We start from the raw sequence: 23,690 nt of genomic DNA on the forward strand, positions 1-23,690 counted from the left end.
TCTTGCATCCCCACCCTACCATTCGGCAACCCCCATATATGCAGGTCAGATTAGTTTTGAATCACAATTCATAAAGGCGCAGACCGGTTTCCCAAATCCACCCCGCAGCCGCCCGCTGTGTCCTAGATTCATAACCATGACCGACCAGACCTCACCCGACCCGACCGTGTCCGAGCACGCAGCGACCGACCAGCTCGTGACCGTCCGCCACTCCGAGACCACCCCCGGCCTCGTCCACGTGCAGCTGCACCGCCCGGGCAAGCTCAACTCCCTCACGCTCGACACGCTCAACCAGCTCGTCGCCACCGCGCACAAGCTCCGCCGCGACCGCAGCGTGCGGGCCGTGATCCTCTCCGGGTTCGAGCACAACTTCTCCGCCGGCCTCGATTTCGCCTCGGCGCTGAAAAGCCCGGGCCGCATCGCCGCCACGTTCCTCCCACGCCCGTGGCGGGGCACCAATACTTTCCAGGAGGCTCCTTGGGCATGGCGACGCCTACCCGTCCCCGTCATCGCCGCGGTGGAGGGATATTGCTTCGGCGGTGGCGTGCAGATCGCCCTGGCGGCCGACTATCGCTTCACCACGCCCGACGCGCAATGGTCCGTCCTCGAGGCAAAATGGGGCCTCATCCCCGACATGTCCGGCATCATGACCATGAAGCAGGTGCTGCCCATCGACGTGATGAAGCGCCTGACCATGAGCGGTGAGATCCTCAGTGGTGAAAAGGCCGTGGAGTACGGGCTGGCCTCCGAGGTCGTGGACGACCCCCTGGCCGCAGCCGAGGAGCTGGCTCGCCAGATCATCACGCGGTCACCGGACTCGGTGGCGTATGCGAAGCGCGTCATCGACGAAACGTGGGAGTCAGGCCCGCGCATGACCTTCGTCAAGGAGCGCCTGCGCCAGTCCCGGCTACTGGCGACGAAAAACACGCGAATCGCGCAGAAGGCCGCGGCGAAGAAGATCCCTGCGGAGAAAATCGCGGCGAAGTTCCGCCGCCGCGAGGTGCGCTAGCGCCAGGTCACGGGCTCCCGGCTCAGCTTGGCCAGGTCAAACGTGTCCCTCATGTGGGCAAGTATGGCGGCGGGCGGCGTGGTGGCGTCGGAGGAAAAAGACTGATCAACGGCCTTGCCGAGCGATGCGCGGATCCACTGCATCCCCTCGCGCGCGCCGCCGGGTAGTTCGCGGAGGGTCACGGCGCCGTCGCGCTTGGCGAGTCGGCGCCCCTCCGGCCCGAGCACCAGCGGCACGTGCGCGTACTCCACGTCCGGCAAGCCCAGCAGATGCGCGAGATACGCCTGACGCGGCGCGGACGTCAACAGGTCATCACCGCGCACCACCTGCCCCACGCCAGCGAGTGCGTCGTCAACCACGACGCACAGGTTGTAGGCAAAATCGTCAGCGTGACCGCCGGCGCCGTCATCGACCGCATCATCATCAGCGCGCTCGATGTTGCCGCCGCGGCGCAGCACCATGTCATCCACCTCGCCGCGAAACTCACCGCTATTCCGGCCGGGGTCGTGCGCCACTGCTACGCGCTCGCGCACGGCCCACTCCCCTTCGATATTCTCCGACGCCGTCAGCCTCAACGACCACATCCGCCCCTGGGCCAACAAGTCGGCGCGGCGCTGATCGCGCTCGGCGTCGGTGAGGTTCCGGCAGGTCCCCGGGTAGCGACCGGGCAGGCCGTGGGGAGCGCGTTGGGCGTCGGCGATGTCTTTGCGGGAGCAGTAGCACTCGTAGACCATGCCGGCATCCTGCAGCTGCTTGAGCGCTGCGCGGTAGTGGGGCATGTTCTCCTGCTGGCGGGCGATCGGGCCGTCGTGGGTGATGCCCAGGTCGGCGAGGTCTTCGAGCTGCCTGCTCGCCGCTTCGGCGGTGGAGCGCTGCGCGTCGATATCGTCGATGCGCAGGCGGAACGGGCGGTTCTCCGTGGTGGCGATGAGCCACGCGAGCACGGCAGTGCGCAGGTTCCCCAGGTGCAGGTCGCCCGAGGGACTGGGGGCATAGCGGCCTGCGGGGCGTCCGAGCGGAGCTGGGTTCTGAAGCTCAGGGCCTTGGGACCCTGGGTTCTGGGGAGTTGGGCTCGCTGGTGCATCGTTCACACCCACGCACGATACCCGCCGACCACCAGCTCCCACTGTCGGAACTCCCCCGCCTGCCGCTGCGCGTGCGGATGTCCCTGCCAGCGCGCCTGAGCCCCTGCCCCACCATGAGCCGCCGCGATGTCCCACACGGTCTGCGGATCGTCGTAGATATCCCCATACACCCGCAGCACCCGAAACCCCTGGTTGAGGAGCATTTTCTCCCGGTCACGCTCGCTGTTGAGAGCATCGAAGGTGTAGGCAGGATCGTGCGCTTCCGGCTCCAACATCGCCGCCGCGTTCTCCCCTCCATCCGCGCCGCGGTATTTCCCGCGGCCGTCGTATTCGACGATGAGGCTGGAGGCGTCGTCGAATAAAAAATCCGGACGAGCGATGAACCCGCCAGCCTTGGAATACACCTGGGCCTGCTGCAACGGCGGCGGCAACCCGGCGCGCCACAGTTTCACCTTGAGGCCAGACTCGCGGGGGCTTTCCGAATGGCGGTTGGACAGGCGCAGGGCCTGGCGGAAGCGGGCGATGCCCTTGCAGCCCGCGAGTGTGACGTCGGCGGCGCGGTGGAGTGAGTCCGTAGTCATTGTGCCGGTGCGTAGGGCGGCCTCGATGGCCACGACGGCGTCTTCGACACTGTGCCACGCCGCCAACGTGAACGCGGCGAACACGGGATGGGCCACGGCGAACTCGAGGCCGTGCTCACTGTGGCGCGTGGCGGTGGACAGCGCGACGGCGGGCACGCTGCGCTCCCGCAACAGTGAACCGACGCGGACCCGGCCGGTTGAGCGGTGCCGCGCGGTAGTACGTCTTCCCAGTTCAACGGGCACATCGCGAAATCCGGTTTCGGTGGGCAGGTTGAGCGCTGCGGCCGCTGCCTTGCGGCACAGCACAGCCTTCGGATTGCTCGCGCCGACGGCCAGGGCGCGCAGCCGGAATCGCTCGCTCGGCCACAAGCCGCTCCAGTGCTGCCGATCCGTGTAGATGCCATGCGCGAGTTTCACTACTTTGCCCTGGTGAAACGCCTTTCGGAGCCGGCTCTGCTCGGCGCTCCCCATCCGCGACGTCACCAGAAAAGGTCCCCACCCCTTAGTCATGATCGGTATTGTGCGATGCCCGCGGTTGTTCGGCTACCGCAGGCACTTCACGTTCCCTGTCGCGTGCCAGTCCATCGCTCACATTCACCCGTTCACCCCGGTTGCAGTGTCCCAGTCCGTCTCACTTACGCCCATTCGGCCCTAGACAACCCGGCTCACGGGGCTTCACTTGTGACAATGTTGTGTTTTGTCGAATTCGGCTCTGCAAAAGCCCAGGTCGCATTTTTAGAAAATGCTCAAAACACAACATTGTCACATCTGCAGCCTTTTTGGGCTCGACGCTACCACGGTTCACCCACCCCAGCGCGACCGAGGCATGCCAGTATCCGCGCCGGGAAAAGGGGAATCGAAGCAGCTGGCGGTTAGACTGTGTGACCATGACTGACAACGCTCGCCCCCAGGCCTCTGCCGATCTCTCCTTCGAGGTGCACACGCGGCTGCGCGACTGCCCGGACATCGATACCGTGCGCGAGCAGCAGATCCAAGCGCAGCAGGGCGCAGCGCAGCAGCAGCGCACCACAGAACAACACCCCGCCGCCACCAGGCAGTTCCTCGGCCGCACCGGCACCATCCACACGCCCCACGGCGACATCCACACCCCCGCGTTCATCCCCGTCGCCACCAAGGCCACCGTGAAAACGCTCACACCGGAGCAGGTGCGCTCCACCGGCGCCCAAGCGATCCTCTCCAACGCCTACCACCTCTACCTGCAGCCCGGCCCGGACATTGTGGACGAGGCAGGCGGCGTGGCAGCGTTCGAGAACTGGCGCGGCCCTACCTATACCGATTCGGGCGGTTTCCAGGTGATGAGTTTGGGCGTCGGATATAAAAAGGTGCTCGCGATGGACACGAAAGGTCTCAGCGAGAAAGACATCATCGCCCAGCAGAAAAAGCGCATGGCCGTGGTGGACGAGGACGGCGTGGATTTCCGCAGCGTCATCGATGGCAGCAAGCACCGCTTCACCCCGGAAGTGAGCATGCAGATCCAGCACGAGCTCGGCGCGGATATCATGTTCGCGTTCGACGAGCTCACCACCTTGGTCAATACCCGCCACTACCAGGAGCAATCCGTGGCGCGCACGCATCGCTGGGCCGCCCGCTGCCTCGAGGAGCACCAGCGCCAGACGGATCTGCGCAGCCACCGCCCGCTGCAGTCACTGTGGGGCGTGGTGCAGGGCGCGCAATACGAGGATCTGCGCCGCCAGGCCGCCCGTGGCCTCGTGGAGCTGTCCGAGCAGGCGGAGTCCGAGGGGCGCCGCGGCTTCGGCGGTTTCGGCATCGGCGGCGCATTGGAGAAGGAAAACCTGGGCACCATCGTGGATTGGGTGTGCCAGGAGCTGCCGGAGGATAAGCCGCGCCACCTGCTGGGCATTTCCGAGCCGGATGACCTGTTCACCGCCATCGCGGCGGGTGCGGACACATTCGACTGTGTGGCGCCCACCCGCCTGGGCCGCCGCGGTGGGGTGTACACCCTCGATGGTCGGATGAACCTTGCGGCTGCTCGGTTCAAGCGGGATTTTTCTCCGATCGACGCCGAAACGGGCGGCTATGTCTCCGAGAACTACTCTCGGGCGTACATTCACCACCTACTCAAGGCGAAGGAGTTTCTGGCGGGCACGCTGTGTACCCTGCATAACCTGCATTTCATGGTGGGGTTGGTGGACCAGATCCGGGCGTCGATTGACGAGGGGCGCTTCGCGGAGTTCCGCGAGCAGTTCCTGTCGCGGTACTACGGCGACACCTGGCTGGACCACATCTAGCGCTGGTCGAGCTCGCCCGCGCTAAACGCCCGCTCCAGCGCGCTGCCTTCCACGTCGAAGGTCGGCAGGATCTTGTCCAGCCACCGTGGCATGTACCAGGTTGCGCGGTTGAACAGGATCATGAGCGCGGGGATCATCGTCATACGCACGAAGAACGCGTCGAATAGCACCCCGGCGCCCAGGGCGAAGCCGAAGATCTGAATGAACGGCAACGGCTGGAAAATGAAGCTGGCGAACACGCCGATCATGATGAGCGCGGCGGCCGTCACCACGCGCGCGCCGAGCTCAAAGCCGAACACCACGGAGTCTTCCGTGCGGCTGTACTTCGACCCGCGTGCGGAGTCTTGCGATTCGTGGATGTAGCGCTCCCGCATCCGGGAGACGATGAACACTTGGTAATCCATCGCCAGCCCGAAAGTCACGCCGATGAGGAAGATCGGCATGAAGCTGATCAGCGGCCCCGGCGAGGGCCACAGTCCCCAGAGCCCTTCCTGCCACACCAGCACGGTCACGCCGAAGGCCGCGCCGACGGAGAGCAGGAAGCCACCGGCGGCCATGAGCGGCACGAGCAGGCTGCGGAACACCATGAGCAGCAGCACCAACGCCAGCCCCACGACCAGCGCGAGGTAGAGCGGCATGGCGCTGGCGAGGCGATCGGTGACGTCCTGCTGGATCGGCATGAAGCCGGTGATGCCCATGTCCACGCCGATTTCTGCTTCGATCTGCGACTGCTGGTCGCGGAGGGCGTGGATGAGGTTGACGGTCTCTTCATCGCGCAACCCGCCCCTGGGGGTAACGAGGATCTGCGCCGTGGTTCCGTCCGGACTCTCACCAACGAGCTGCGCGTGTTCCACCGCAGCGTTCGCATTGAGCTGCTCCACGGCATAGATGAACGACGCCTGCGTGGCGCGCTTCTGCAGGGTATCGGCCTGCTCCGGAGGCTGTGCTGGGGCGGGCGCTTGCTCTGGCGCAGGGGCAGGTGCCTGTTCCGGGGCTGCATTCGGATCCGCAGGCGGGTTCTCCTCGCCGGGAGCAGCAGGCGCAGGGGCAGGCGCAGGCTGAGCTGCCTGGGCGAGGATGAGCGGGCGTAGTGCCTCCGACTGCGGATTCGCATGCTCGCCATTGACCACCACGAGGAACGGAGCATTGCGCCCCGGGCCGAAGCCCTCCTGGATCATCTCCGCGGACTTGCGCTGGGTGGAGTTCACGTTCGCAGTCATGTCATTCGGCAGCGACAGCTGCAGATTCATCGCCGGCACGGTCAGCGCCGCGAGGCTGAGTGTGACCACGCCAATCATGATGCCGGGGAAGCGATACACCAGGCCGATCCACCGCTCACCCAACCCGGGACCGGTCTTCCTGCGACGGCGGCGGGGGCGGCGGGATGTGGAGTCCGTAGTGGCGTCGGAAAAAATGCGGCGCCCGAACAGTCCCAGAAGCGCAGGCAGCAGGGTCAATGCGACCAAGACAGCAATGAGGACGCTGGCCGCGGCGAAATACCCCATGTATGTGAGAAAGGGGATGTCGACGAGGCGCAGGCCCACGAGCGCAACGATGACCGTGAGACCAGCGAGGACCACCGCAGATCCGGCGGTGCCGGTGGCGAGGCCGATGGCGTCTGTGCGGTCGCGACCGCGGCGGAGCTCGTCGCGGTACCGGGACATGATGAACAGGGCATAGTCGATGCCCACGGCCAACCCGATCATCACGCCAAGGGTGGGCGTGATCGAATTCAGCGGCAGCACAGCGGTGGCGCCCAGCGTGAGGAGAGCACCGATGCCCACGCCGACGATCGCGGTGATCAGCGGCATGCTCGCGGCCAGTAGGGAACCGAAAGTGAACAACAGAATGACCAGCGCAACGATCACGCCGGCGGCCTCGGAGATGGGCTCCACGGCGATAGGGTCACCGTAACCGGGACCGCCGACTTCGACGGTCAGGCCGGCGTCGCGGGAAATCTGTATAGCGTCCTGAACCGCCTGCCGATCGGCCTTGGTGACGTCTGCGGGCAGAGGCACATCGAAGGAGAAGGTCGATACGCCGTAACGTCCGTCATCGGAGAGGGTGCGGATGTTGTGGGCGTCGGCCTTGGCTGTGGACTCCGGGAGGCCCTGCTTGGTGAGCTGGTCGACGACCTGCGTTTGGATCTGCTCGTTGAGCGTGACCGGGTTGCCGAACTGCAGGCCAGCCTTGAAGTCTGGGACGTCGGTCCGCAGAGACTCCATGGTCTTGTCCATGGCCTGCATGTACTGCGGTTCATTCAGCGTCTGGCCCTCGGGGGCTTCGAAGACAACGTTGACGTCCGCCGACGCCGCCGGGTTCTTCGTGCCCGGAAACTTCTCCATGAGCAGTTCGGTGGCGTGGGAGGAAGGCACGTCATCGATTTCGAAGATATCGTTGAAGCCCTTCTGGAAGCTCAGCGCCACACCCGCCACGGCGGCAAAGATGATGAGCCAAACGGCGATGACCAGGCGCTTGTGCAGATAAGACCAGCGCCCTACGTGAAACAGAAACTTTGCCACTAGGAACGGGCACCCTTCACTGGCAGTGACACGGATGGGCGACGGAGCGGCCGCAGAACGCTGCCGCTAGAGATCCACGATTCCGGTGTCCAAAGCTCAGTCATAGCCGTCGATCGTACCCGGCAGTCCTGGGAACCAGCTATCTGCATCTTGTGGAAGGCCTGGGTACTGGTGCAATCGCAACCCCTCACAAGCACAAACGTGCCCCCAGGATCGGGCGGTTACTCCGCTCTCACCCTAGGGGCACGGTTGGGTCTTGCATGTGCGGTGGCGGAGGGATTTGAACCCTCGGTTGTTATTACACAACACTCGCTTTCGAGGCGAGCACCTTCGGCCGCTCGGACACGCCACCATCTTTGCCCGCGCGACACCCGCGCAGACTCGATATAGGCTACCACCCCCGGCGCGCGTCGAAAAACTCCCGCAGTACCTGCCCACATTCGTTCTCCAGCACGCCGCCGCGCATCTGCACCCAATGCAGCGGAGACTCGCGTGGAATGTCCCACACACTGCCGCATGCACCCGTGTGCGGTTCGTACGCGCCGAACACGATCGTGCCGATGCGCGCGCCCACTGCCGCCCCGGCGCACATCGCACACGGCTCCAGCGTGACCACCAGCGTGCAGTCCTCGAGGCGCCACGAATCCCCTAGTTGCCGCACCGCCGCGCGGATCGCCTCCACTTCGGCGTGTGCGGTGGGATCGCCCAGGGCCTCGCGCCGGTTTACCCCTGTGGCCAGCTCCTGGTCATCCGGCCCCACGATCACGGCGCCCACGGGCACGTCTTCGCCGGCCGTCCGCGCGACATCCAGCGCCCGGCGCATCCACCGCTCGTCCCAGTCCTGCTGCGCCGGCTGCGGCAAGGCCGGCCCCCTTCCTGCCACTTAGTAGTCCAACTCCAGGTCCACGAGGTCGGCGAGGTCCTCGGCGCACCCCAGCTCCTCCGCCACGCGCAGCACCTGCTCCGAGGCATAGAGGTCTTCATCGTCGAAGATGACGGACAGCACTTGCTCCGAAGCGCCCAGGTCCTCCAGCAGGTCGAACTCGCCCTCCGGCCATGGCTCGTCCGTCTCCTCGACTTCTTCTTCGGTGGGGCAGTCCACGTCGAGTTCCTCGAGGATGTCACTGGCCAAGTCGTAGTCGAGCGCCGCTGTGGCGTCGGATATGAGAAGCCTCACCCCACCCGGAACGGGGCGAAGGATGGCGCACCAATCGTCGTCGATGCAGACGAAACCGACCACCGCGCCTTCGGAACGGCTGTTGCGCAGCAGCCTGACCAGCTCTTCTAGGTCCTCCGTGGCGCTTTCGGGCAGCTCGCGCAGATCCCAGGTGGCATCGCGGCCGTACGCGGCTACGGCGAATGTCACTTCTGTGTCATCAGTCATAACCACCAAGGTAGTCGCCTTGTGGGACACTGGGTAGCGTGAGTGATTTTTCTGTCTCCGATTACCGCTTGAGCACGCTTCCCGAAGACCGCCGCCCCGTGTGCATTCTTGGGTTGGGGTTGATCGGTGGATCCTTGATGCGGGATCTCAAACAGGCTGGCTGGCCCGTGTTTGGATGGAACCGCTCGGAGAAAACTGTGGAACGCGCCAGCCGCGACGGTTTCGATGCGTCCGCCGACCTCGTTGCCACATTGCAGCGGGCCGAGCGGGAGGACGCGCTCATCGTTTTGGGGGTCCCTGTTCCCGCGTTGGCTTCTCTATTCGACGCCATCAGCGAGCACGCCCCATCATGCGGCATTACGGATGTCACGAGCGTGAAGGTGGAAGTGCACGAGCTGGTGGAAGCTCATGGGCTCACGGATCGCTTCGTGGGCGGGCACCCCATGGCGGGAACCGCGAACTCGGGGTGGGCTGCCACGATGAAGGGGCTGTTCCAGGGGGCCGTGTGGGTGGTGACGTACGACAATGCCGTGGAGCACGCGTCCGCGAATCCTGCGGGTGCTGGGCAGTCCAGCGCGGCACAAGCCGAGGCTGGGCAGTCCAGTCAGCGTTGGTTGGACACATGGATCCGCGTGGTCGGCATTGCCGAGGAAGTCGGCGCCGCGGTGGTTCCGGCGCTAGCGCGCCGTCACGACCGCGCCGTGGCGCGTGTGAGCCACCTGCCACACATCCTCGCGGAGGCGCTGGCCGTCACGGGCGACCAGGGCGGCCCACTCGCGCTGAGCCTGGCGGCCTCCAGTTTCCGCGACGGCACACGCGTGGCCGGCACCGAGCCCGCGCTGGTGCGCGCCATGATCGAGAACAACCGCACCGCCGTGGTGGAGGCGTTGGATGAGACGATCGCGCTGCTGCAGCAGGCACGGTCCGATATCGCCGATCCGGTTCAGGACATGCGCGGGCTCGCTGAAGATGGCAATGCGGCGCGCGGGCGCTTCGAGGCGCGAGCCGGTCGCAAGCGCGGCGATACGATGCACCGCCCAATCATCCGTGTGCGCCCCGGTCAGCGCGGTTGGTTAAATCAGCTCCAGTCGGCGGAGTCGATGGGCGCGCAGATCGGTATCTTCTAGCGCACCTCGGCCGACTAGGGGCAGGGGCGGACTGGGGTTGCCTCGCTGAGGGCTGGGGTGAGTTGGCGCATGGTGGCGTCGATCGCAGACATGGCCGTGTCCTGGGAGCCGTCATTGGGGATGATAATGATCGCGACCGGGATCATCGCCCCTCCGGGACCCGCCGGGACAAGGCCCATCTGGCGGTAGACATATTGATCGTCGTAGCCGAGGCCCCACCCGCCCTTGAAGAGCGCGCCGGGGACGGTACCCAGGCCCACCATGTGCTCGGGGTTGATGCGGCCCATTGCCTCAAGGACGGGCTGCGCCCCCGGTTCGCATTGGAAGTTCGAGAGGAAACGCACCTGGTCGGTGGCCCGCCACAGGGTGTCGCCGAAACCTTCGAACACGCCGGTCTGGAACTCCTCCGGAACCTGCGTGCTGTCACCACCGCGGGTTAGGTAGGCGCTGAGGCGATCGGCAGCGAGCTGATCGGAATCGTCGCCAAGGAAGTACCAGAGCTCAAGAGCTGCATCGTTGTCGGAGTTCTCAATCGCGTCGTTGATGTTCTGCTGGACCTCGGCGGCGGTCGCAGGATCGGGCTGGTCGGCAGCCGAATCTTGCTGCAACTTCTCCCACGCGGCAGCAGCAATAGGGACCTTGAGGGTAGACCACGCAGCGCGGTTATCGAGCTCACCAGCGTGCACAGGACCACCGCCGCCGAGCGTTGCGATGCCAACCTGCGCATCGAAATCCTGGGCAATGGTGAGCGCGACCTGCTCCATCGCTGGTTGCAGCTGGGCATCCTGTGGGTTGTGGAGCTGCGTGCTGGGCTTCGTGTCGGCTTGTTCGATCTCTTGGCGACGATTGAAGGCATCGGTGCTGGCGACGGCTTCGTAACCCACGGCAATGGTGATGACAACGAGCACGAAGGACAGCAGCGTCAGCAGGAGCTTCTGGCGCGCTGGCATGCCCGACGTCGGTGGAGCTTCGAGATCGACGAGCATGGCGCAACTCCTTTCCGCTTCCTCGGTATCGTTGGCTTGCTTCGTGCTGTGTTCACGGCATGTCCGCTCTGTTCACGGTGCACAGCCGCAGTTTTCGGCGACGATCGCCTGTGCCCACTTACCGGCGAACGGATTAGTAGTGAACCCGTGCCCGCACGGCACGCGCGTACTACAAACCAGACTTGTTATGAATGCATACCTTATATGTGACGGTCGCTGAATCCTAAAGCCGCTTGCCATACGAAACCTGCCGATCCAGCATGGGGTACCTCCTCACGAACTACACGCCGAAGCAGACATTACATTTTCTGCTTATGCCGAAAACCCCAGGAAGATTTTCCATCTACCTGGGGTTTTGCACTGTGCGCCCGGAGGGATTCGAACCCCCAACCTTCTGATCCGTAGTCAGATGCTCTATCCGTTGAGCTACGGGCGCAACATACAACGGCGGCCATCTAGTGTGTGGCTTTCGCTGCAACAAGGTACGACTTTACACAGTGCCTTTCGCCTAAACCAAATCCGCACCTCAAAGCCCTTAAACCCCTTGTAGACTATGCCTATGGCTTCTGAGTCGACTACCACAGCAACCTCACCTCAGGGAGCGGACGCATCGTCGCCTCGCCCTGCGGGCATCGCCTTTATCCCTCTAGTCTGCATGACCGCAGCGCTGTTCCTCACGCTGCGCAACATGCCCGTGATGGCGCAGACGGGTATGCAGATGTTCGCGTTCAACATCATCGCGGTCTTCGCATTCCTCATCCCGGCTGCCCTCGTTGCCGCCGAGCTCGGAACGGGTTGGTCGAAGAGCGGTGTCTTCGGTTGGGTCGAAGCCGCGTTTGGTACCCGCCCCGCGCTGGTTGCCACGTGGTTGCAGTGGACGCAGTCCCTGTTCGGCCTCACCTCGATCTTGGCGTATGCCGCCGGTACCGCCGCATACGTCTTCAAGCCCGAGCTCGGCGACAACCCCTACTTCGTCGGCCTGTCCATCATCGCCATTTACTGGATTGCAACCCTGGCCAACTTTGGTGGTGCGGAGAATTCCTCGAAGATTTCCACGTTCTGCCTCATTGCCGGCGTTGTTACTCCCTCGCTCATCCTGGCTGGCGTGGGCGGCTGGTGGGCCGCATCCGGCAATTCGGACCACTTCGATACCTCCACTCCGCTCATCCCCGACCTGGGCAATCAGGCGACGCTCCTGTTGTTCTTGAGCTTCGTCTTCGGCTTCGTGGGCATCGAGGTCTCGGCCTCGAACCTGAAGTACGTTCGTAACCCTCAGAAGTCCTATCCGCGCGCGCTGTTCCTGGCGTCGATCATCGGATTCGTCATCACCCTGCTGGGCGCGATGGCCATTGCCTTGATCATCCCGTCCAACCGCATCGACACCATCAACGGTGCAATTCAGGCGCTCTCAACGGCCTTCTCCAGCTTGGGCATTTCTTGGGCGACGCCCATCATCGCGGCCCTCATCGCCATCGGCGCTATTGGCCAGGTGAGCACCTGGATTGTGGGCCCGGTACAAGGCCTTTCTGTTGCTGTGGATCGTGGTTTCCTGCCGCCTACCTTCGCTCACAAGAACAAGAATGACGTCCCCACGCGGCTGCTCATCGCCCAGGCGACCTGCATTTCCGTGGTGGGTTGTGTGTTCTTCACTGGCATTTCGGTGGGCACCGCTTTCCTCGTGCTGACCTCGATCGCCGTGATTCTGTATTCGGTGATGTACCTGCTGATGTTCGCCTCTGCCATCAAGCTGCGCATTCAGCAGCCGGAAGTGCACCGTTCCTACTCGGTCCCCGGTGGCATCTGGGGCCTGAGCGCCGTTGCCGGCCTAGGTGCACTGACAATGCTGGCGTGCCTCATCATCGGCTTCATCGCGCCGACACCTAACCCATTGGAGACCGAGGCCATGTACGCCGTCGTGATCCTCATCGTGGTTTGTGCCGTAACTGCAGTGCCACTACTGGCCAAGAAGATGTGGGCGGCACGGGACTAGAAGCGTGACGGGGCAGTATTCCTGGGTCATTCCTGGGTCCCCCGAAACGAGCTAGCTTCAGGCAACCGTTGTTTCCCCTATCCGCGATAACGTCTTGCGAAATCTGGGTAGTGCTCATCGACGGCTCTCTGCAGGTCATCTGGGAGCTGTCCCGGACCTCCGTAGAAATCTAAGATGCGCCTGTGCATGTCCTTGTCGAGGTAGCACCCGTATAGAGGTGGGTTTCTGACTGCAGACTCCAGGGGCAATCTCATACTCGCCGTGATCGGCATCTACGAAAGGATACTGAACTTCTGCTCGAACCTAGCTCTACGCTGCCGCTGACGCGGGAGCGTTGTCTTGGTGCCGTGCTAGACGAAAGAAGATGGGAAGTTTTGGTTAAGCGGTGCTGCCCTGGCCGTAATAGCGCTTGGCGAAATCTGGGTAATATTTCTCGACAGCAAGGCGTTGATCTTTTGGTGACCGGTCGGGGCCGCCGAAATAGTCGAGGATGCGTTTAAGGGCTCTTCACGATTTAGAGTGCGTTGATCCGGTTGTGTATCTGGCCGGAGTGGATCAGTGACCGCAAGATGTAGTGGTTGAGATTCCTGAACCCCAGAGCAATCCCGCGTAGATGCTCGAGCCGTCCGTTGATCGCCTCGACCGGACCGTTGGACGCCCCGATATCGAAGTACGCCAGGACATCCTCACGCCGACGCCACAATGTCCGACCCAGTTGCGCGAGCTCTTCCAGCCCCTTCGGTAGGCCCTTACGAATGCTGTTGATCACCCTGCTCATGAGCTTCTTGCCCTCCGACTTCTGCGGATGCCCGTAAGCCGCAATCATGTCCTGATAGAACATCCAGGTCACCTCCAGGGCCACGTATTCGTCATCGGTGGCCCACAGCGTCCAGGCGCTGCTTCTGCCGCTCGGTGAGGTAGTCCGTCCTGGTCAGTAGCGTGCGACGGTGCTTGTACAGCGGATCGTCCTTGCGGCCCCGGTGTCCGGTGGTCTCTCGTTGGAGCCGTTGCCGGCATCCGGTGAGTTTGTCGGCTCCAGATGCACCACGTGGAAGGGGTCCATGACCTTGGTGGCATCCGGGAGCATCTGATCGACGGCTGAGGCGTAACCGGTGAAGCCGTCCATGGTCACCACCTGCACATTTTCCCGGAAAGCAGGATCGCGTTCCTGCAGCCAGGTGCGCAGCACCTGTGCACTGCGGCCGGGGCGCATGTCCAGCAGTCGGGCAGGGCCACGGCCGTCGACCAGGGGCGTGAGGTCGACGAGGATGGTCACCAGACTGGATGGCTGACCTGACTTTCGGGTGTGTTTCCATACGTGCTCATCCACCCCGAGGATGCGCACCCCGTCCAGATGCGGAGAGTCGTCGTAGACAAGCTTGCGGCAGGCCTCGAGGGCGACCTGATTGACCAGCTCCCAACCCACGCCGAGTGCCTTGGCGTGGCAGACACGCTCATCCGGTCGACCGCGAGGCGCTGGAGGATCCAGCGGGTCACCCGGTGGGTGAGTTTCGCTCCGTCATCGGCGCAGCTCAGTGTGGCCTGGAAGATCTTCCTGCCACAGGAGGCATTCGTACAGGTGAAGGACCGTTTAGACGAAAGAAGATGGGAAGTTTTGGTTAAGCGGTGCTGCCCTGGCCGTAATAGCGCTTGGCGAAATCTGGGTAATATTTCTCGACAGCAAGGCGTTGATCTTTTGGTGACCGGTCGGGGCCGCCGAAATAGTCGAGGATGCGTTTAAGGAGGTCCTCATCAAGGTAGTGGCCGAATTGCGGTGGCTCCACCACTGCCAGATAAAGCGAAGTGTCTTCTTCACCATGATCGCCGCCCCAAAAGAGCATGCCGAAGGGCTGTTCATCCCATTCGTCAAAATATTTACGGCGCAGTTCCTCATAGAGAATCTGATCTTGGTCCAGCTCCGGATACAGCATGGGTTACCTCCTCACGGGGACAAATAGGTGATCTTTGGCGTGGAGTGTCGGTATATCCATTAGATTACCGGAAGAGTTGACGTACTTGACACCGTTACCGCGTGCGGGAAAAGTTTAGAACACGGCTTCTCCGTCGGTCTGGATTTTCCAGCTCACATCCACGGTTACCCCGTCGATCTTTTTACGCACCCGCCGACGCACATCTTTCCCCCTAACAGGCACGTACTCGTCTGGGGCCGCGATGGTGTCCCGGATGGAATCAACGATCTTCCGATCCCACAGATTGATGTGCTTTCTCGGTGACATGAAACGGACCACGATGCCCGGTATGCGCAGGGCTTACGAAGAAAAACGGCACCACATCCAAAGGAACTACCAGATGTCGGAGCACAAACCCCCACTGCGGCAGCTCTACAACGCGCCACCGCACCGCCAGGGTCCACGCCCGCGACTTCGCAGCTGCCTGCCACCCATCGCAAAACCCCAGGCAGATTTTCCATCTAACTGGGGTTTTGTACTGTGCGCCCGGAGGGATTCGAACCCCCAACCTTCTGATCCGTAGTCAGATGCTCTATCCGTTGAGCTACGGGCGCAAGGGTAACTCCGACAGAATGCAACGCACCGGCACAATCCCAGCGGACCACCACAGGCGCACCACACGCCCCACAACACTGTCCGCGGCTGTGAACCCCGAAACCTCACCACAAGTCATCGGGCAGCTTTTTGGGCAGCTCTGGTGTATCGCATTCTGTCGAAGCTGCGGAGGCGACAGGATTTGAACCTGCGGTCCCTTACGGGACAACTCCTTAGCAGGGAGCCCCATTCGGCCGCTCTGGCACGCCTCCAGGTTGAGTATTCGGCTACTTTTGGGCAACCCAAAACTCGACCGGGATTTAGCCTACACAAGCGCTACTATCTCCCCCAAATTGCCCTGCAACTATCACCAACCACCACCAACTACCGCCAACTATGAACCCAGTCCCTTCAGCCCCACGACTGCAGCTCCTCGTACTACCCTGAAGATCATGGTTCGATCCGATCTGTCATCCCTCCCCGCCTATGTCCCCGGCGCGACCCTGCCGAATGCCCTCAAGCTGGCATCCAACGAGGGCACGTATTCCCCCCTGCCCTCTGTCGCCCGCGCGATCGAGCAGGCCACCTCCAACCTCAATCGCTACCCGGACATGGGCGCGGTTGACCTGCGCCAGAAGTTTGCGGACTGGCTCAACAGCACCACGGGCACCCAGGCCCCGGCCGCCCAGACCGATCGCGGCGGCTCCGCCGAGGAGGCCGCCGCTGGCCTGAACCTCACCATGGATAACATCGCCGTGGGCAACGGCAGCTCCGCGCTGTGCCTGCAGCTCATCCAAGCCACTTGCGCGGCCGGCGAGGAGGTCGTGTTCGCGTGGCGCTCCTTCGAGGCCTACCCGATCCTCTCGCGGATCGCCGAAGCGACGCCCGTGCCGGTTCCGCTCACCGCCGATCAGCGCCATGACCTACCCGCTATGGTCGACGCCATTACGGACAACACGCGCTTGATCTTTGTCTGTAACCCGAACAATCCCACGGGCACCACGGTCACGGCCGAAGAGTTCCATGAGTTCATGGCCGCCGTACCGGATCGTGTCACCGTGGTCCTAGACGAGGCTTACGTGGAGTTCAACCAGGCCCAGGACGGCCCCACCCTCGCGGATGTATTCACCCGCTACCCCAACGTGGCGGTGTGCCGGACGTTCTCCAAGGCCTACGGCCTGGCCGGGCTGCGCCTGGGCTACCTCATCGGCCACGAGGAGCTCGTGCAGGCTGTGAACAAGGTTGCCGTGCCCTTCGGGGTCAACGCGCTGGCTCAGGCTGCCGGACTCGCCAGCCTGGACGCTCACGACGAGCTGCACGAGCGCGTAGAGGAAACGGTCACCCAGCGCAACCGCGTGACCGAGTGGCTGCAGGAGCACGCCTCGGTGCGCGTGTACCCCTCCGAGGCGAACTTCGTGTGGCTGGGCCTCGGCGACAAAGCAGAGGCCCTGGATGCGGCATTGAAGGAACACGACATCGTGGCTCGGTGTTTCGCGGGCGAGGGCGTGCGTATCAGCGTCACCAATAAGGAAGAAACCGACAGGCTCCTCGACGTGCTACAGAAGGTTGCCGCGTACCTGTAAAAGCTCCCGTATCTGCAGGAGCTACAGAACACCTGGTTCCTACAGGACGAGCCCGAACACTGGCACAACCAGCAGGAACGTCACTGCCGTGGTGAGGAAGACGGCGATGGTGTTGAGCCAGAAGCCGCCCTTGATCATTTCGCCGATGGTGACGTAACCGGAGCCGTAGGCGATGGCGTTCGGCGGGGTGGCGACGGGGAGCATGAACGCACACGTTGCGGACAGAGCCACCGGAACCACGAGCAGCATCACGTTGATATCGGCGGCACTGGTCAGGCCGATGCCCACGGCCACACCACCCATGATGGGCAGGAAGGCCGCGGCGGTGGCGGTGTTCGAAGTGAACTCGGTGAGCACCAGGATCAGCAGGGACACGCAGAAGACCAGGATGACGATCGGCAACACCTCCAGGCCGCGGGCCTTCTCGCCGATCCACAGGGACAGGCCAGAGATGGAGAACATGGAGGACAGCGCCAGTCCGCCGCCGAACAGCAGCAGCACGTCCCACGGCAGGGACTTGGTGTGCTCCCAATCCATCACGCGGGTGCCCTTCTTGTCCACGGGGATGAGGTACATAAGCAGGGCGGCGGCCATGCCGATGGCGGCATCCGCGATCTTGATGTTCCAGTCGAACCAGTCGGTGAACAGAGGAATGAAGATCCAGGACAGGGCCGCACCCAGGAAGATGATGCCGGCGGTGATCTCCGCGCGGGTGACGGATCCCATGTCATCGAGTTCCTTACGGATTAGCCCGCGGCCGCCCGGGATTTCCTTCATCTCCGGCTTGAAGACTGTGATGAGCACCAGCCAGGCCACGATGGTAAAGACCACTGCCAGGGGCACGCCAACGAGCATCCAGTCGAAGAATCCGACGTCGATGTTGTAGGTCTTGGACAGGTAGGCGACCATGAGGGTGTTCGGCGGGGTGCCGATGATCGTGCCGAGGGAACCGATGGAGGCGGAGTAGGCGATAGCCAGCATGAGAGCGGTAGCGAACTTCTTCTGGTTCCTAAAACCACCCACGATGTCAGCCGTGAGGTTCAGCACGGACATGCCGATGGGCAGCATCACCACAGCGGTGGCGGTGTTGGAGACCCACATGGACAGAAAGCCCGTGGCCACCATGAAACCTAAGATGAGCTGCTTAGGCTTGGTGCCGACCAGCAGGACAACATTCAGCGCCAGGCGGCGGTGCAAGTTCCACCGCTGCATGCCGAGCGCCAGGATGAACCCGCCCATGAACAGGAAGATTGTCGGCTCCGCGTAGGAGGGCGAGATGTCGCCGAAGTCCACGATCTGGGCGATGGGGAAAATCACCAGCGGCACGAGGGCCGTGGCTGCCAGCGGGATGGCCTCGGTCATCCACCATGCGCCCATGAGCACGGCCACGGCTGCCGTCATGCGCAGCGCTTCCTCGTTGAACGGGCCGTTCTTGTCATCCGGGTAGGCCGCGTTAACCATATCTGCGGCGTTGAAGGGGAGATGAGGTACACGATCACGGCCAGCGCAATGCCCACGAACAGGCCGGTCATGCGGCGGCGATTGAGCCGCTTTTCATTGTAGGTGGCCTCGTCTGCACTGGGTGTGGCGTGCAGTTGCCCCACAGTATCGGTCATTGGTCGTTCTCCTCTTGTGAGCCGGCCATCCAGGGTTGCGGCTGTGCCGCTCACTCGTGTTGTCACGGTCGCAGCGCGGACAACGTCAGGGTCTCGCGCCACCTGTGACAGGCGCGCGAGAATCCGCGCCCGATGACCACTTCTCCACCGCCCTGCCCACCGATCAGTGCTCGTCGATCACTGCATACCGATCGCCAGGCTGACCTGAGAAAAATGATCATTCACTCTCAGCTTAAGGGTAAGGAGTATTGTCTGGAAAACCTTCCACCGATGCGGGATGCACATTTCAACCCCGCAAGTGGTGGCCTGGTTTGTGCGGGTGGGATAATCCGTGGTGTGCCCCCGTCTTCACCGTCTTCACCGTCTTCACCGTCTTCAGCATCTTCAGCGTCGCCACCCGCCTCCGCGCCAGGTCGTGCGTCCGACCGCGCCGTTCCCGACCTCAACACCGCCCGCCCCGCCACCTATAAGGCGCTCGTCGGCCTGCTCCGCCAGATCCGTCTGGCCAACCGCGAAGCCAACCTGGACCCCGCCCTCACGGAACTCGCCAACGTCCGCGCCAGCCAGATCAACGGGTGCGTGGCCTGCCTGTCCGTCCACGCCGAGCAGGCGCGCCGGGCGGGCGTGGCGCAGTGGAAGTTGGATGTTCTCGCGGGCTGGCGCGGCGCCCACGACTTTTCCCCCGCCGAGCGGGCAGTCCTGGAACTCACCGAGGTGTTGACGGAGCCGGGGCGGCATGGTGGCGTCGGGGTTAAGGCCGAAGGCAAGACCCCGGTGATGACCGCCATTGCCGCTGCTCAAGAGCACTTTTCCGCCGAGCAGATAGCCGCGCTGGAATGGTCCATCGTGACCATCAACGCATTCAACCGCGTGTCCATCGCCAGCGATCACCCGGTGGCGCGATGAGCGAGCTCCACGATCCCACTCGGATTCCCGGCGTGGTCGGGGCGCTGCAACGCGCGTGGGAGGCCCAGCCGAATGTGGCGTTTCCGCAGCTCTGGGCGCAATTGGAGGCCCGCGGGGTGGGGTTCAATTCCACGGACGCCGAGCTGCAGCGCGCCTGCGCCGACCTGCTGGCCGAGCATCCGAGCTCTTTTGCCGAATTCGTGGTGGGCTCGGTGAGCTCCTCGTCGCTCGACGCCACCCCACTCCCCTCGCCCCGGCGTGTGTCGTCGGGTGACACGGGAGCGCTGGGGCGCGGCCGCAGCAGCAGCATCGTGGTGGAGTGCATCGTGGGCGAGACCAGTGCCGCGCCCGGCGGGGGAGGTAGCGCTGAGCAGCTTCTCACGCTCAGCGCCCCGCATGGCGACGGTGCCGGTTGGGTGCTGGTGCGCCGAGCGGGGTTGCAGCCGGTGGTGTGGCGGTATGCGCGCGTGGTGACATGCCGCGCGGGTGGGCCAGTGATCATTGAGGATGTGGCGGGGAACCGGCATCGCCTGGGGTTGGCCTCGCGGTTGAGCGTGCAGGATTTCGCGATGGATGCGCCGGAGCTCGCCGACGAGTTGGGGCGGGCGCGGCGCTCCTCCATCGGCGACCGGGTGTACGTGGTGACCTGTGCAGATGGGTCCATCGTGGAGGTAGATCACGGGCTGCGCGTGTACTCGCCGGGGCGGCGGGACATGACGCGCCAGAGCATGAAGTGGGCGCGGGTAGCGCGGGCTGCTGCGGGTGAGCCGTTGGTGGTCGTGGATGCGGGCGGCGCGGCCGAGGAACTGCCGGTGGTGGAGGCGGTCTTCCGCGCGGAATAGCGCCGGATTGCGGCTACGAAAAACCCCGGCGAACCGCAGTCATCGTGCGGTTCACCGGGGGTGGGTGGCGGAAGTAGAGGGATTTGAACCCCCGGATGGTTTCCCATCGCTGGTTTTCAAGACCAGTGCATTCGGCCGCTCTGCCATACTTCCAGTACGCGACTGCTGTGGTATCCCGTGCGGTGTCCCGCAGCATGTCCGTGCGCAAGAAAGCATACATCACGGCCTGTCAGCGGCCGAACTCGCTCCTCATCAGCTCCTACCCAGCACCTACTCTGTGCCTACTCTGTGCCTACTCTGTGCCTACTCGACCGGCACGCCGATCTTCCCGCCGGAGGAACGATCGGTGCACACCGCTGCCAGGCCGTCCGCATCCATCGCCGCGGCGGTGGGCATGTTGCACGACCAGCCCTGGATCGTGCGCACGTTCGCGTTGCCGTGCATGCCGTCAGGCGGGGTGTTCACATACTCATCCATGACAGACACCGCCTTGTCGCACGGCACGTCGCCGTTGAGAACGTTCACCGAGGCACCGTCGAACGGGGGAAATTGCGTGGAACGAATGGTGCCGCAGCGGTTACCCTTCGCCTGCGGGCGAACCGCGCTGGTGGCTCCTTCACCCACGAAGGATTTGCCCAGCGGTGTTTTCATCGTGGTGATGGCGCGGTCAGCGCCCTCGATGGTGAAGCCGTTGTTGTCACCGCGCTTGCCCACCCAGCATTCAAGCTTGTCGCTGGTGAGAGTGCACTGCGAGGTACCCACGGTGATCCGCTCCCCCGACTGCAGGGGCTTTTTTGCTGGCGGGACGCCCTCGAAGATGCCGTAGTCCGGCCCCTCGGAGTTGGCGAACACGGCACCGGGGCGCTGCTGCTCGAAGGGCGGCACCACCACGTCCGGCACGTCCTTGGAAACAGTTCCGGTGCAGCCCAGGCCGGTCTCGGCGACGAAGCATTCGCCCTTCTTACCGCCGTCGATCTGGTAGGTGAACAGGTACGATGGCCCGCTTCTAAAGTCGGCGGCGTTCACGTCCTTGATGGTGGGTGCTGCCGAACTCTCAGCCGTGCCCTTATCCCCCGAGCTGGCAGCGGCCGCAGAGGAGTCGGTGCCGTTCTGGGACGAATTATCCCCGTTGCCGCACGCGGACAGGGCGGCAACGGCTCCGATGCTCAGCACGGCCATGGCAATCCGCCCCGGGCGGGCGGGGCGATCAACGTTTCGGCGGTGGATGGTCATGGATCGGCTCCTCCTGTGCTGAACCGGGCTTGAGGGCTTCACCCTTCACTAGCCCTCACTAGCCTTTACTAGCCCTCACTGTCGCTTTCCAGTAGTAGCACGACCTCCAGACACCTCGCCCACGCTGCCGTTACACTGGCTGGCATGAGCATCACCACACGAGCCATTGTCCAGACCGATTCCAACGATCCCGCCTCTCTGGAGTGGAAGGAGACGGAGCTCGATGACCTCCAACAGGGCGAAGCGCTGGTGAAGGTCCACTTCGCAGGCGTCAACCGCGCCGATACTCTCCAGGCCCAGGGCCACTACCCACCCCCGAAGGGTGTCACGAACATCATCGGCCTCGAAGCCGCCGGCGTGATCGAGCGCGCCAACGGCACCACTCGCCCGGATGGCACCCCCTGGGTCGATGGAGACGAAGTCGCCGTGCTGCTATCCGGCGGCGGCTACGCGGAGCGGGTCGTGGTGCCAGAAGGCCAGCTCATGCCCGTGCCCGCCGGATTCTCCCTTGCGGAGGCCGCCAGCGTGGTCGAGGTTGCCTGCACCCTGTGGTCCAACATCATGATGACCGCCCATGTGGATAAGGGCTCCACGGTCCTGTTCCACGGCGGTGGTGGCGGCATCGGCATTTTCGGTATCCAGCTCGCCAAGGCCCTGGGTGCCACGGTCGCGGTCACCGCAGGTTCCCAGGACAAACTCAACGTGTGCTCCCGCTACGGCGCGGACATCCTCATCAACTACAAGGATGAGGACTTCGTGGAGGTCATGAAGGATCACGGTGGGGCGGACGTAATCCTGGACATCATCGGCGCGAAGTACCTGGACCGCAACATTGATGCCCTCGCCAAGGATGGCCACATCGTCATCATCGGCATGCAGGGCGGTGTCAAGGGCGAGCTGAACATCGGCAAGCTGCTCAACAAGCGCGGCACAATCTCCGCAACGGGCCTGCGCTACCGCGACCTGGACGATAAGGCCCGGATTGTCGGCGAGACCATTCGCCACGTCTGGCCCCTGCTGGAAGACGGCTCGATCACCCACCACATCGACCGTGTCGTTCCCGTGGAGAAAGCCGCCGACGCGCACAAGGCGCTGCTCGATGGCGAGGTCACCGGCAAGATCGTCTTGCAGGTCGTCAACTAACGGGCTCTCGTGGCCGCTCGAGGTCTCCGCCGCGGCCACGTCCCCACGGTTTGCACCACGACCAGGGCTATCAGGACCATCACCATGCCCGCCCACTGCACGGCCGTCAGCGTTTCGCCCTTGAACACCGTGCCGATGACAGTCGCGGTCACCGGGGACAACACTCCGAGGATTGCGACATCAACGACGTCGAGCTTCGCAATGCCGTTGAACCACAGGCCGTAAGCCACCAGTGCCCCGATGATGGTCAAGTAGGCAAAACCTGCGATGTTCCGGCCGTTCAGGGTGTCCGGCAGCCCCTCGATGGCCAGCAGAAATGGGATCAACACCGCACCGCCGAACGTCAGCTGCCACCCGGTGACCACGAGTTGCGGCACGCCCTTGGGTGCTCCCCATTTCTTGGCCAACACAATGCCCGTGGCCATACAGATGCTGGCCGCCAGCCCGGCGAGCACGCCACCCATATTCAGCTCCGCCGAGGGTGTAAGTACCAACGCTGCCACGCCGATCACGGCGATGATCCCGCCGATGATCTGCACGGACTGCAACCTCGTGCCCAGAAGCAGCGGGCTCATGGCGATCACCCACAGCGGCGCGGTATTCGTGACAATCGCGGCCACCCCGCCCGGCAGCAGGTATGCCGCAAGGAACAAAAATGCGAAGAATCCCCCGATATTCGCCACACCCAACGCCGCCGACTTCCACCACCAGGAGCCGTGCGGGAGCCTGCGGAACCACAGCAGCAAAAGGAGCCCGGCCGGCAGCGCGCGCAGCACCCCAGCCAGCAGCGGGCGGTTCGGCGGAAGAAAATCCGTCGTCACAATGTAGGTGGTTCCCCAGATGATGGGCGTTAGTGCGGTCAGCAAACGAGTCACAACAGCGCACCTTAGCGCACTAGCGCCAACCCCA

Annotated in this window: 18 protein-coding genes, 5 tRNA genes and 2 pseudogenes; 8 read left to right on the forward strand and 17 right to left on the reverse strand. The window is 63.7% G+C overall.

The features are described 5' to 3' along the window. Window positions 1-136: 136 nt before the first annotated feature. Window positions 137-1,009, forward strand: a complete 873-nt coding sequence (locus LA343_RS01475) for a crotonase/enoyl-CoA hydratase family protein (RefSeq protein WP_025403790.1) — start codon at window positions 137-139, stop codon at window positions 1,007-1,009. Here the strand turns inward: LA343_RS01475 and gluQRS are convergent. Both gluQRS and LA343_RS01485 read right to left on the reverse strand, forming a co-directional pair. Further along, window positions 1,006-2,100: a tRNA glutamyl-Q(34) synthetase GluQRS gene (gene gluQRS, locus LA343_RS01480; protein WP_081737447.1), complete on the reverse strand. Its 1,095-nt coding sequence runs from the start codon at window positions 2,098-2,100 to the stop codon at window positions 1,006-1,008. The genes LA343_RS01475 and gluQRS overlap by 4 nt on opposite strands. Next, a complete protein-coding gene (locus LA343_RS01485; protein ID WP_224209189.1) occupies window positions 2,097-3,185 on the reverse strand; it encodes a hypothetical protein in 1,089 nt (362 codons plus the stop codon). The genes gluQRS and LA343_RS01485 overlap by 4 nt, the downstream gene beginning before the upstream one ends. 377 nt (window positions 3,186-3,562) lie before the next feature. On the opposite strand from LA343_RS01485, the gene tgt reads away from it, so the two are divergent. Beyond that, window positions 3,563-4,945 carry a tRNA guanosine(34) transglycosylase Tgt gene (gene tgt, locus LA343_RS01490; protein ID WP_025403793.1) on the forward strand — a complete coding sequence of 461 codons (1,383 nt, stop codon included), beginning with the start codon at window positions 3,563-3,565 and terminating at the stop codon, window positions 4,943-4,945. On the opposite strand, the gene LA343_RS01495 is transcribed toward tgt, so the two are convergent. The 4 genes from LA343_RS01495 to LA343_RS01510 all read right to left on the reverse strand — a co-directional run bounded on the left by LA343_RS01495 (window position 4,942) and on the right by LA343_RS01510 (window position 8,851). Beyond that, window positions 4,942-7,467 (reverse strand): MMPL family transporter, encoded by a 2,526-nt coding sequence (locus tag LA343_RS01495; protein WP_025403794.1) that lies wholly within the window; start codon window positions 7,465-7,467, stop codon window positions 4,942-4,944. The two genes, tgt and LA343_RS01495, sit on opposite strands and share 4 nt — an antisense overlap. 265 nt (window positions 7,468-7,732) lie before the next feature. Further along, window positions 7,733-7,819 (reverse strand) — tRNA-Ser (locus LA343_RS01500). Window positions 7,820-7,858: 39 nt separating this feature from the next. After that, a complete protein-coding gene (locus tag LA343_RS01505; protein WP_025403795.1) occupies window positions 7,859-8,290 on the reverse strand; it encodes a nucleoside deaminase in 432 nt (143 codons plus the stop codon). A gap of 60 nt (window positions 8,291-8,350) precedes the next feature. Continuing rightward, window positions 8,351-8,851: a tRNA adenosine deaminase-associated protein gene (locus tag LA343_RS01510; protein WP_025403796.1), complete on the reverse strand. Its 501-nt coding sequence runs from the start codon at window positions 8,849-8,851 to the stop codon at window positions 8,351-8,353. A 29-nt stretch (window positions 8,852-8,880) separates the two neighbouring features. Between LA343_RS01510 and LA343_RS01515 the strand changes: the two genes are divergently transcribed. Further along, window positions 8,881-9,978, forward strand: coding sequence for a prephenate dehydrogenase (locus tag LA343_RS01515; protein ID WP_081737375.1), 1,098 nt, complete (start codon window positions 8,881-8,883; stop codon window positions 9,976-9,978). Window positions 9,979-9,992: 14 nt separating this feature from the next. Here the strand turns inward: LA343_RS01515 and LA343_RS01520 are convergent, their stop codons facing one another. Together LA343_RS01520 and LA343_RS01525 are read right to left on the reverse strand one after the other, a co-directional pair. Then, entirely contained in the window at window positions 9,993-10,964 is a 972-nt protein-coding gene (locus LA343_RS01520) for a hypothetical protein (protein ID WP_025403798.1), read from the reverse strand. Window positions 10,965-11,327: 363 nt separating this feature from the next. Further along, window positions 11,328-11,400: transfer RNA gene (locus LA343_RS01525), tRNA-Arg, on the reverse strand. A 123-nt stretch (window positions 11,401-11,523) separates the two neighbouring features. On the opposite strand from LA343_RS01525, the gene LA343_RS01530 reads away from it, so the two are divergent. After that, window positions 11,524-12,954, forward strand: a complete 1,431-nt coding sequence (locus LA343_RS01530; RefSeq protein ID WP_025403799.1) for an APC family permease — start codon at window positions 11,524-11,526, stop codon at window positions 12,952-12,954. A gap of 514 nt (window positions 12,955-13,468) precedes the next feature. On the opposite strand, the pseudogene LA343_RS01535 reads toward LA343_RS01530, so the two are convergent. The 5 genes and pseudogenes from LA343_RS01535 to LA343_RS01555 all read right to left on the reverse strand — a co-directional run. Next, window positions 13,469-14,532, reverse strand: a pseudogene (locus tag LA343_RS01535) (ISL3 family transposase); the annotation flags it as partial. 41 nt (window positions 14,533-14,573) lie between these two features. Beyond that, a complete protein-coding gene (locus tag LA343_RS01540) occupies window positions 14,574-14,885 on the reverse strand; it encodes a hypothetical protein (protein ID WP_224209192.1) in 312 nt (103 codons plus the stop codon). 114 nt (window positions 14,886-14,999) lie between these two features. Further along, the gene (locus LA343_RS01545) at window positions 15,000-15,191 is read right to left on the reverse strand and encodes a hypothetical protein (RefSeq protein ID WP_025403801.1); all 192 of its coding nucleotides are present in this window, start codon (window positions 15,189-15,191) and stop codon (window positions 15,000-15,002) included. 214 nt (window positions 15,192-15,405) lie between these two features. Next, a tRNA-Arg gene (locus LA343_RS01550) sits at window positions 15,406-15,478 on the reverse strand. Window positions 15,479-15,645: 167 nt separating this feature from the next. Continuing rightward, window positions 15,646-15,730, reverse strand: a tRNA-Ser gene (locus LA343_RS01555). Window positions 15,731-15,910: 180 nt separating this feature from the next. Between LA343_RS01555 and hisC the strand changes: the two genes are divergently transcribed. Continuing rightward, window positions 15,911-17,041 (forward strand): histidinol-phosphate transaminase, encoded by a 1,131-nt coding sequence (hisC, locus tag LA343_RS01560; RefSeq protein WP_025403802.1) that lies wholly within the window; start codon window positions 15,911-15,913, stop codon window positions 17,039-17,041. 39 nt (window positions 17,042-17,080) lie between these two features. Here hisC and LA343_RS01565 read toward each other — a convergent pair. Further along, window positions 17,081-18,657 (reverse strand): annotated as a pseudogene (locus tag LA343_RS01565) (SLC13 family permease). Between the two features lie 336 nt (window positions 18,658-18,993). Here LA343_RS01565 and LA343_RS01570 point away from each other — a divergent pair. Beyond that, window positions 18,994-19,563 (forward strand): carboxymuconolactone decarboxylase family protein, encoded by a 570-nt coding sequence (locus LA343_RS01570; protein WP_025403803.1) that lies wholly within the window; start codon window positions 18,994-18,996, stop codon window positions 19,561-19,563. After that, complete coding sequence (locus LA343_RS01575) at window positions 19,560-20,405, forward strand: hypothetical protein (protein WP_025403804.1); 846 nt, start codon at window positions 19,560-19,562, stop codon at window positions 20,403-20,405. Before LA343_RS01570 ends, LA343_RS01575 begins: the two co-directional genes overlap by 4 nt. Before the next feature lie 65 nt (window positions 20,406-20,470). On the opposite strand, the gene LA343_RS01580 is transcribed toward LA343_RS01575, so the two are convergent. After that, window positions 20,471-20,558, reverse strand: a tRNA-Ser gene (locus tag LA343_RS01580). A gap of 150 nt (window positions 20,559-20,708) precedes the next feature. Next, entirely contained in the window at window positions 20,709-21,638 is a 930-nt protein-coding gene (locus tag LA343_RS01585; protein WP_025403805.1) for a hypothetical protein, read from the reverse strand. A gap of 144 nt (window positions 21,639-21,782) precedes the next feature. Here LA343_RS01585 and LA343_RS01590 point away from each other — a divergent pair, with 144 nt between their 5' ends. After that, window positions 21,783-22,781, forward strand: coding sequence for an NAD(P)H-quinone oxidoreductase (locus LA343_RS01590; protein ID WP_025403806.1), 999 nt, complete (start codon window positions 21,783-21,785; stop codon window positions 22,779-22,781). On the opposite strand, the gene LA343_RS01595 is transcribed toward LA343_RS01590, so the two are convergent. After that, window positions 22,778-23,656 (reverse strand): EamA family transporter, encoded by an 879-nt coding sequence (locus LA343_RS01595; protein WP_025403807.1) that lies wholly within the window; start codon window positions 23,654-23,656, stop codon window positions 22,778-22,780. The genes LA343_RS01590 and LA343_RS01595 overlap by 4 nt on opposite strands. Window positions 23,657-23,690: the final 34 nt, after the last annotated feature.

Origin of the sequence: Corynebacterium falsenii (genome assembly GCF_020099275.1) — a bacterium.
GTDB lineage: Bacteria > Actinomycetota > Actinomycetes > Mycobacteriales > Mycobacteriaceae > Corynebacterium > Corynebacterium falsenii.

Coding starts and splice junctions, on each gene's coding strand:
- LA343_RS01475 (WP_025403790.1), top strand. CDS start 137: ATGACCGACCAGACCTCACCCGACCCGACCGTGTCCGAGCACGCAGCG.
- LA343_RS01485 (WP_224209189.1), bottom strand. CDS start 3,185: ATGACTAAGGGGTGGGGACCTTTTCTGGTGACGTCGCGGATGGGGAGC.
- tgt (WP_025403793.1), top strand. CDS start 3,563: ATGACTGACAACGCTCGCCCCCAGGCCTCTGCCGATCTCTCCTTCGAG.
- LA343_RS01505 (WP_025403795.1), bottom strand. CDS start 8,290: ATGCGCCGGGCGCTGGATGTCGCGCGGACGGCCGGCGAAGACGTGCCC.
- LA343_RS01510 (WP_025403796.1), bottom strand. CDS start 8,851: ATGACTGATGACACAGAAGTGACATTCGCCGTAGCCGCGTACGGCCGC.
- LA343_RS01520 (WP_025403798.1), bottom strand. CDS start 10,964: ATGCTCGTCGATCTCGAAGCTCCACCGACGTCGGGCATGCCAGCGCGC.
- LA343_RS01530 (WP_025403799.1), top strand. CDS start 11,524: ATGGCTTCTGAGTCGACTACCACAGCAACCTCACCTCAGGGAGCGGAC.
- LA343_RS01540 (WP_224209192.1), bottom strand. CDS start 14,885: ATGCTGTATCCGGAGCTGGACCAAGATCAGATTCTCTATGAGGAACTG.
- LA343_RS01545 (WP_025403801.1), bottom strand. CDS start 15,191: ATGTCACCGAGAAAGCACATCAATCTGTGGGATCGGAAGATCGTTGAT.
- hisC (WP_025403802.1), top strand. CDS start 15,911: ATGGTTCGATCCGATCTGTCATCCCTCCCCGCCTATGTCCCCGGCGCG.
- LA343_RS01575 (WP_025403804.1), top strand. CDS start 19,560: ATGAGCGAGCTCCACGATCCCACTCGGATTCCCGGCGTGGTCGGGGCG.
- LA343_RS01585 (WP_025403805.1), bottom strand. CDS start 21,638: ATGACCATCCACCGCCGAAACGTTGATCGCCCCGCCCGCCCGGGGCGG.
- LA343_RS01590 (WP_025403806.1), top strand. CDS start 21,783: ATGAGCATCACCACACGAGCCATTGTCCAGACCGATTCCAACGATCCC.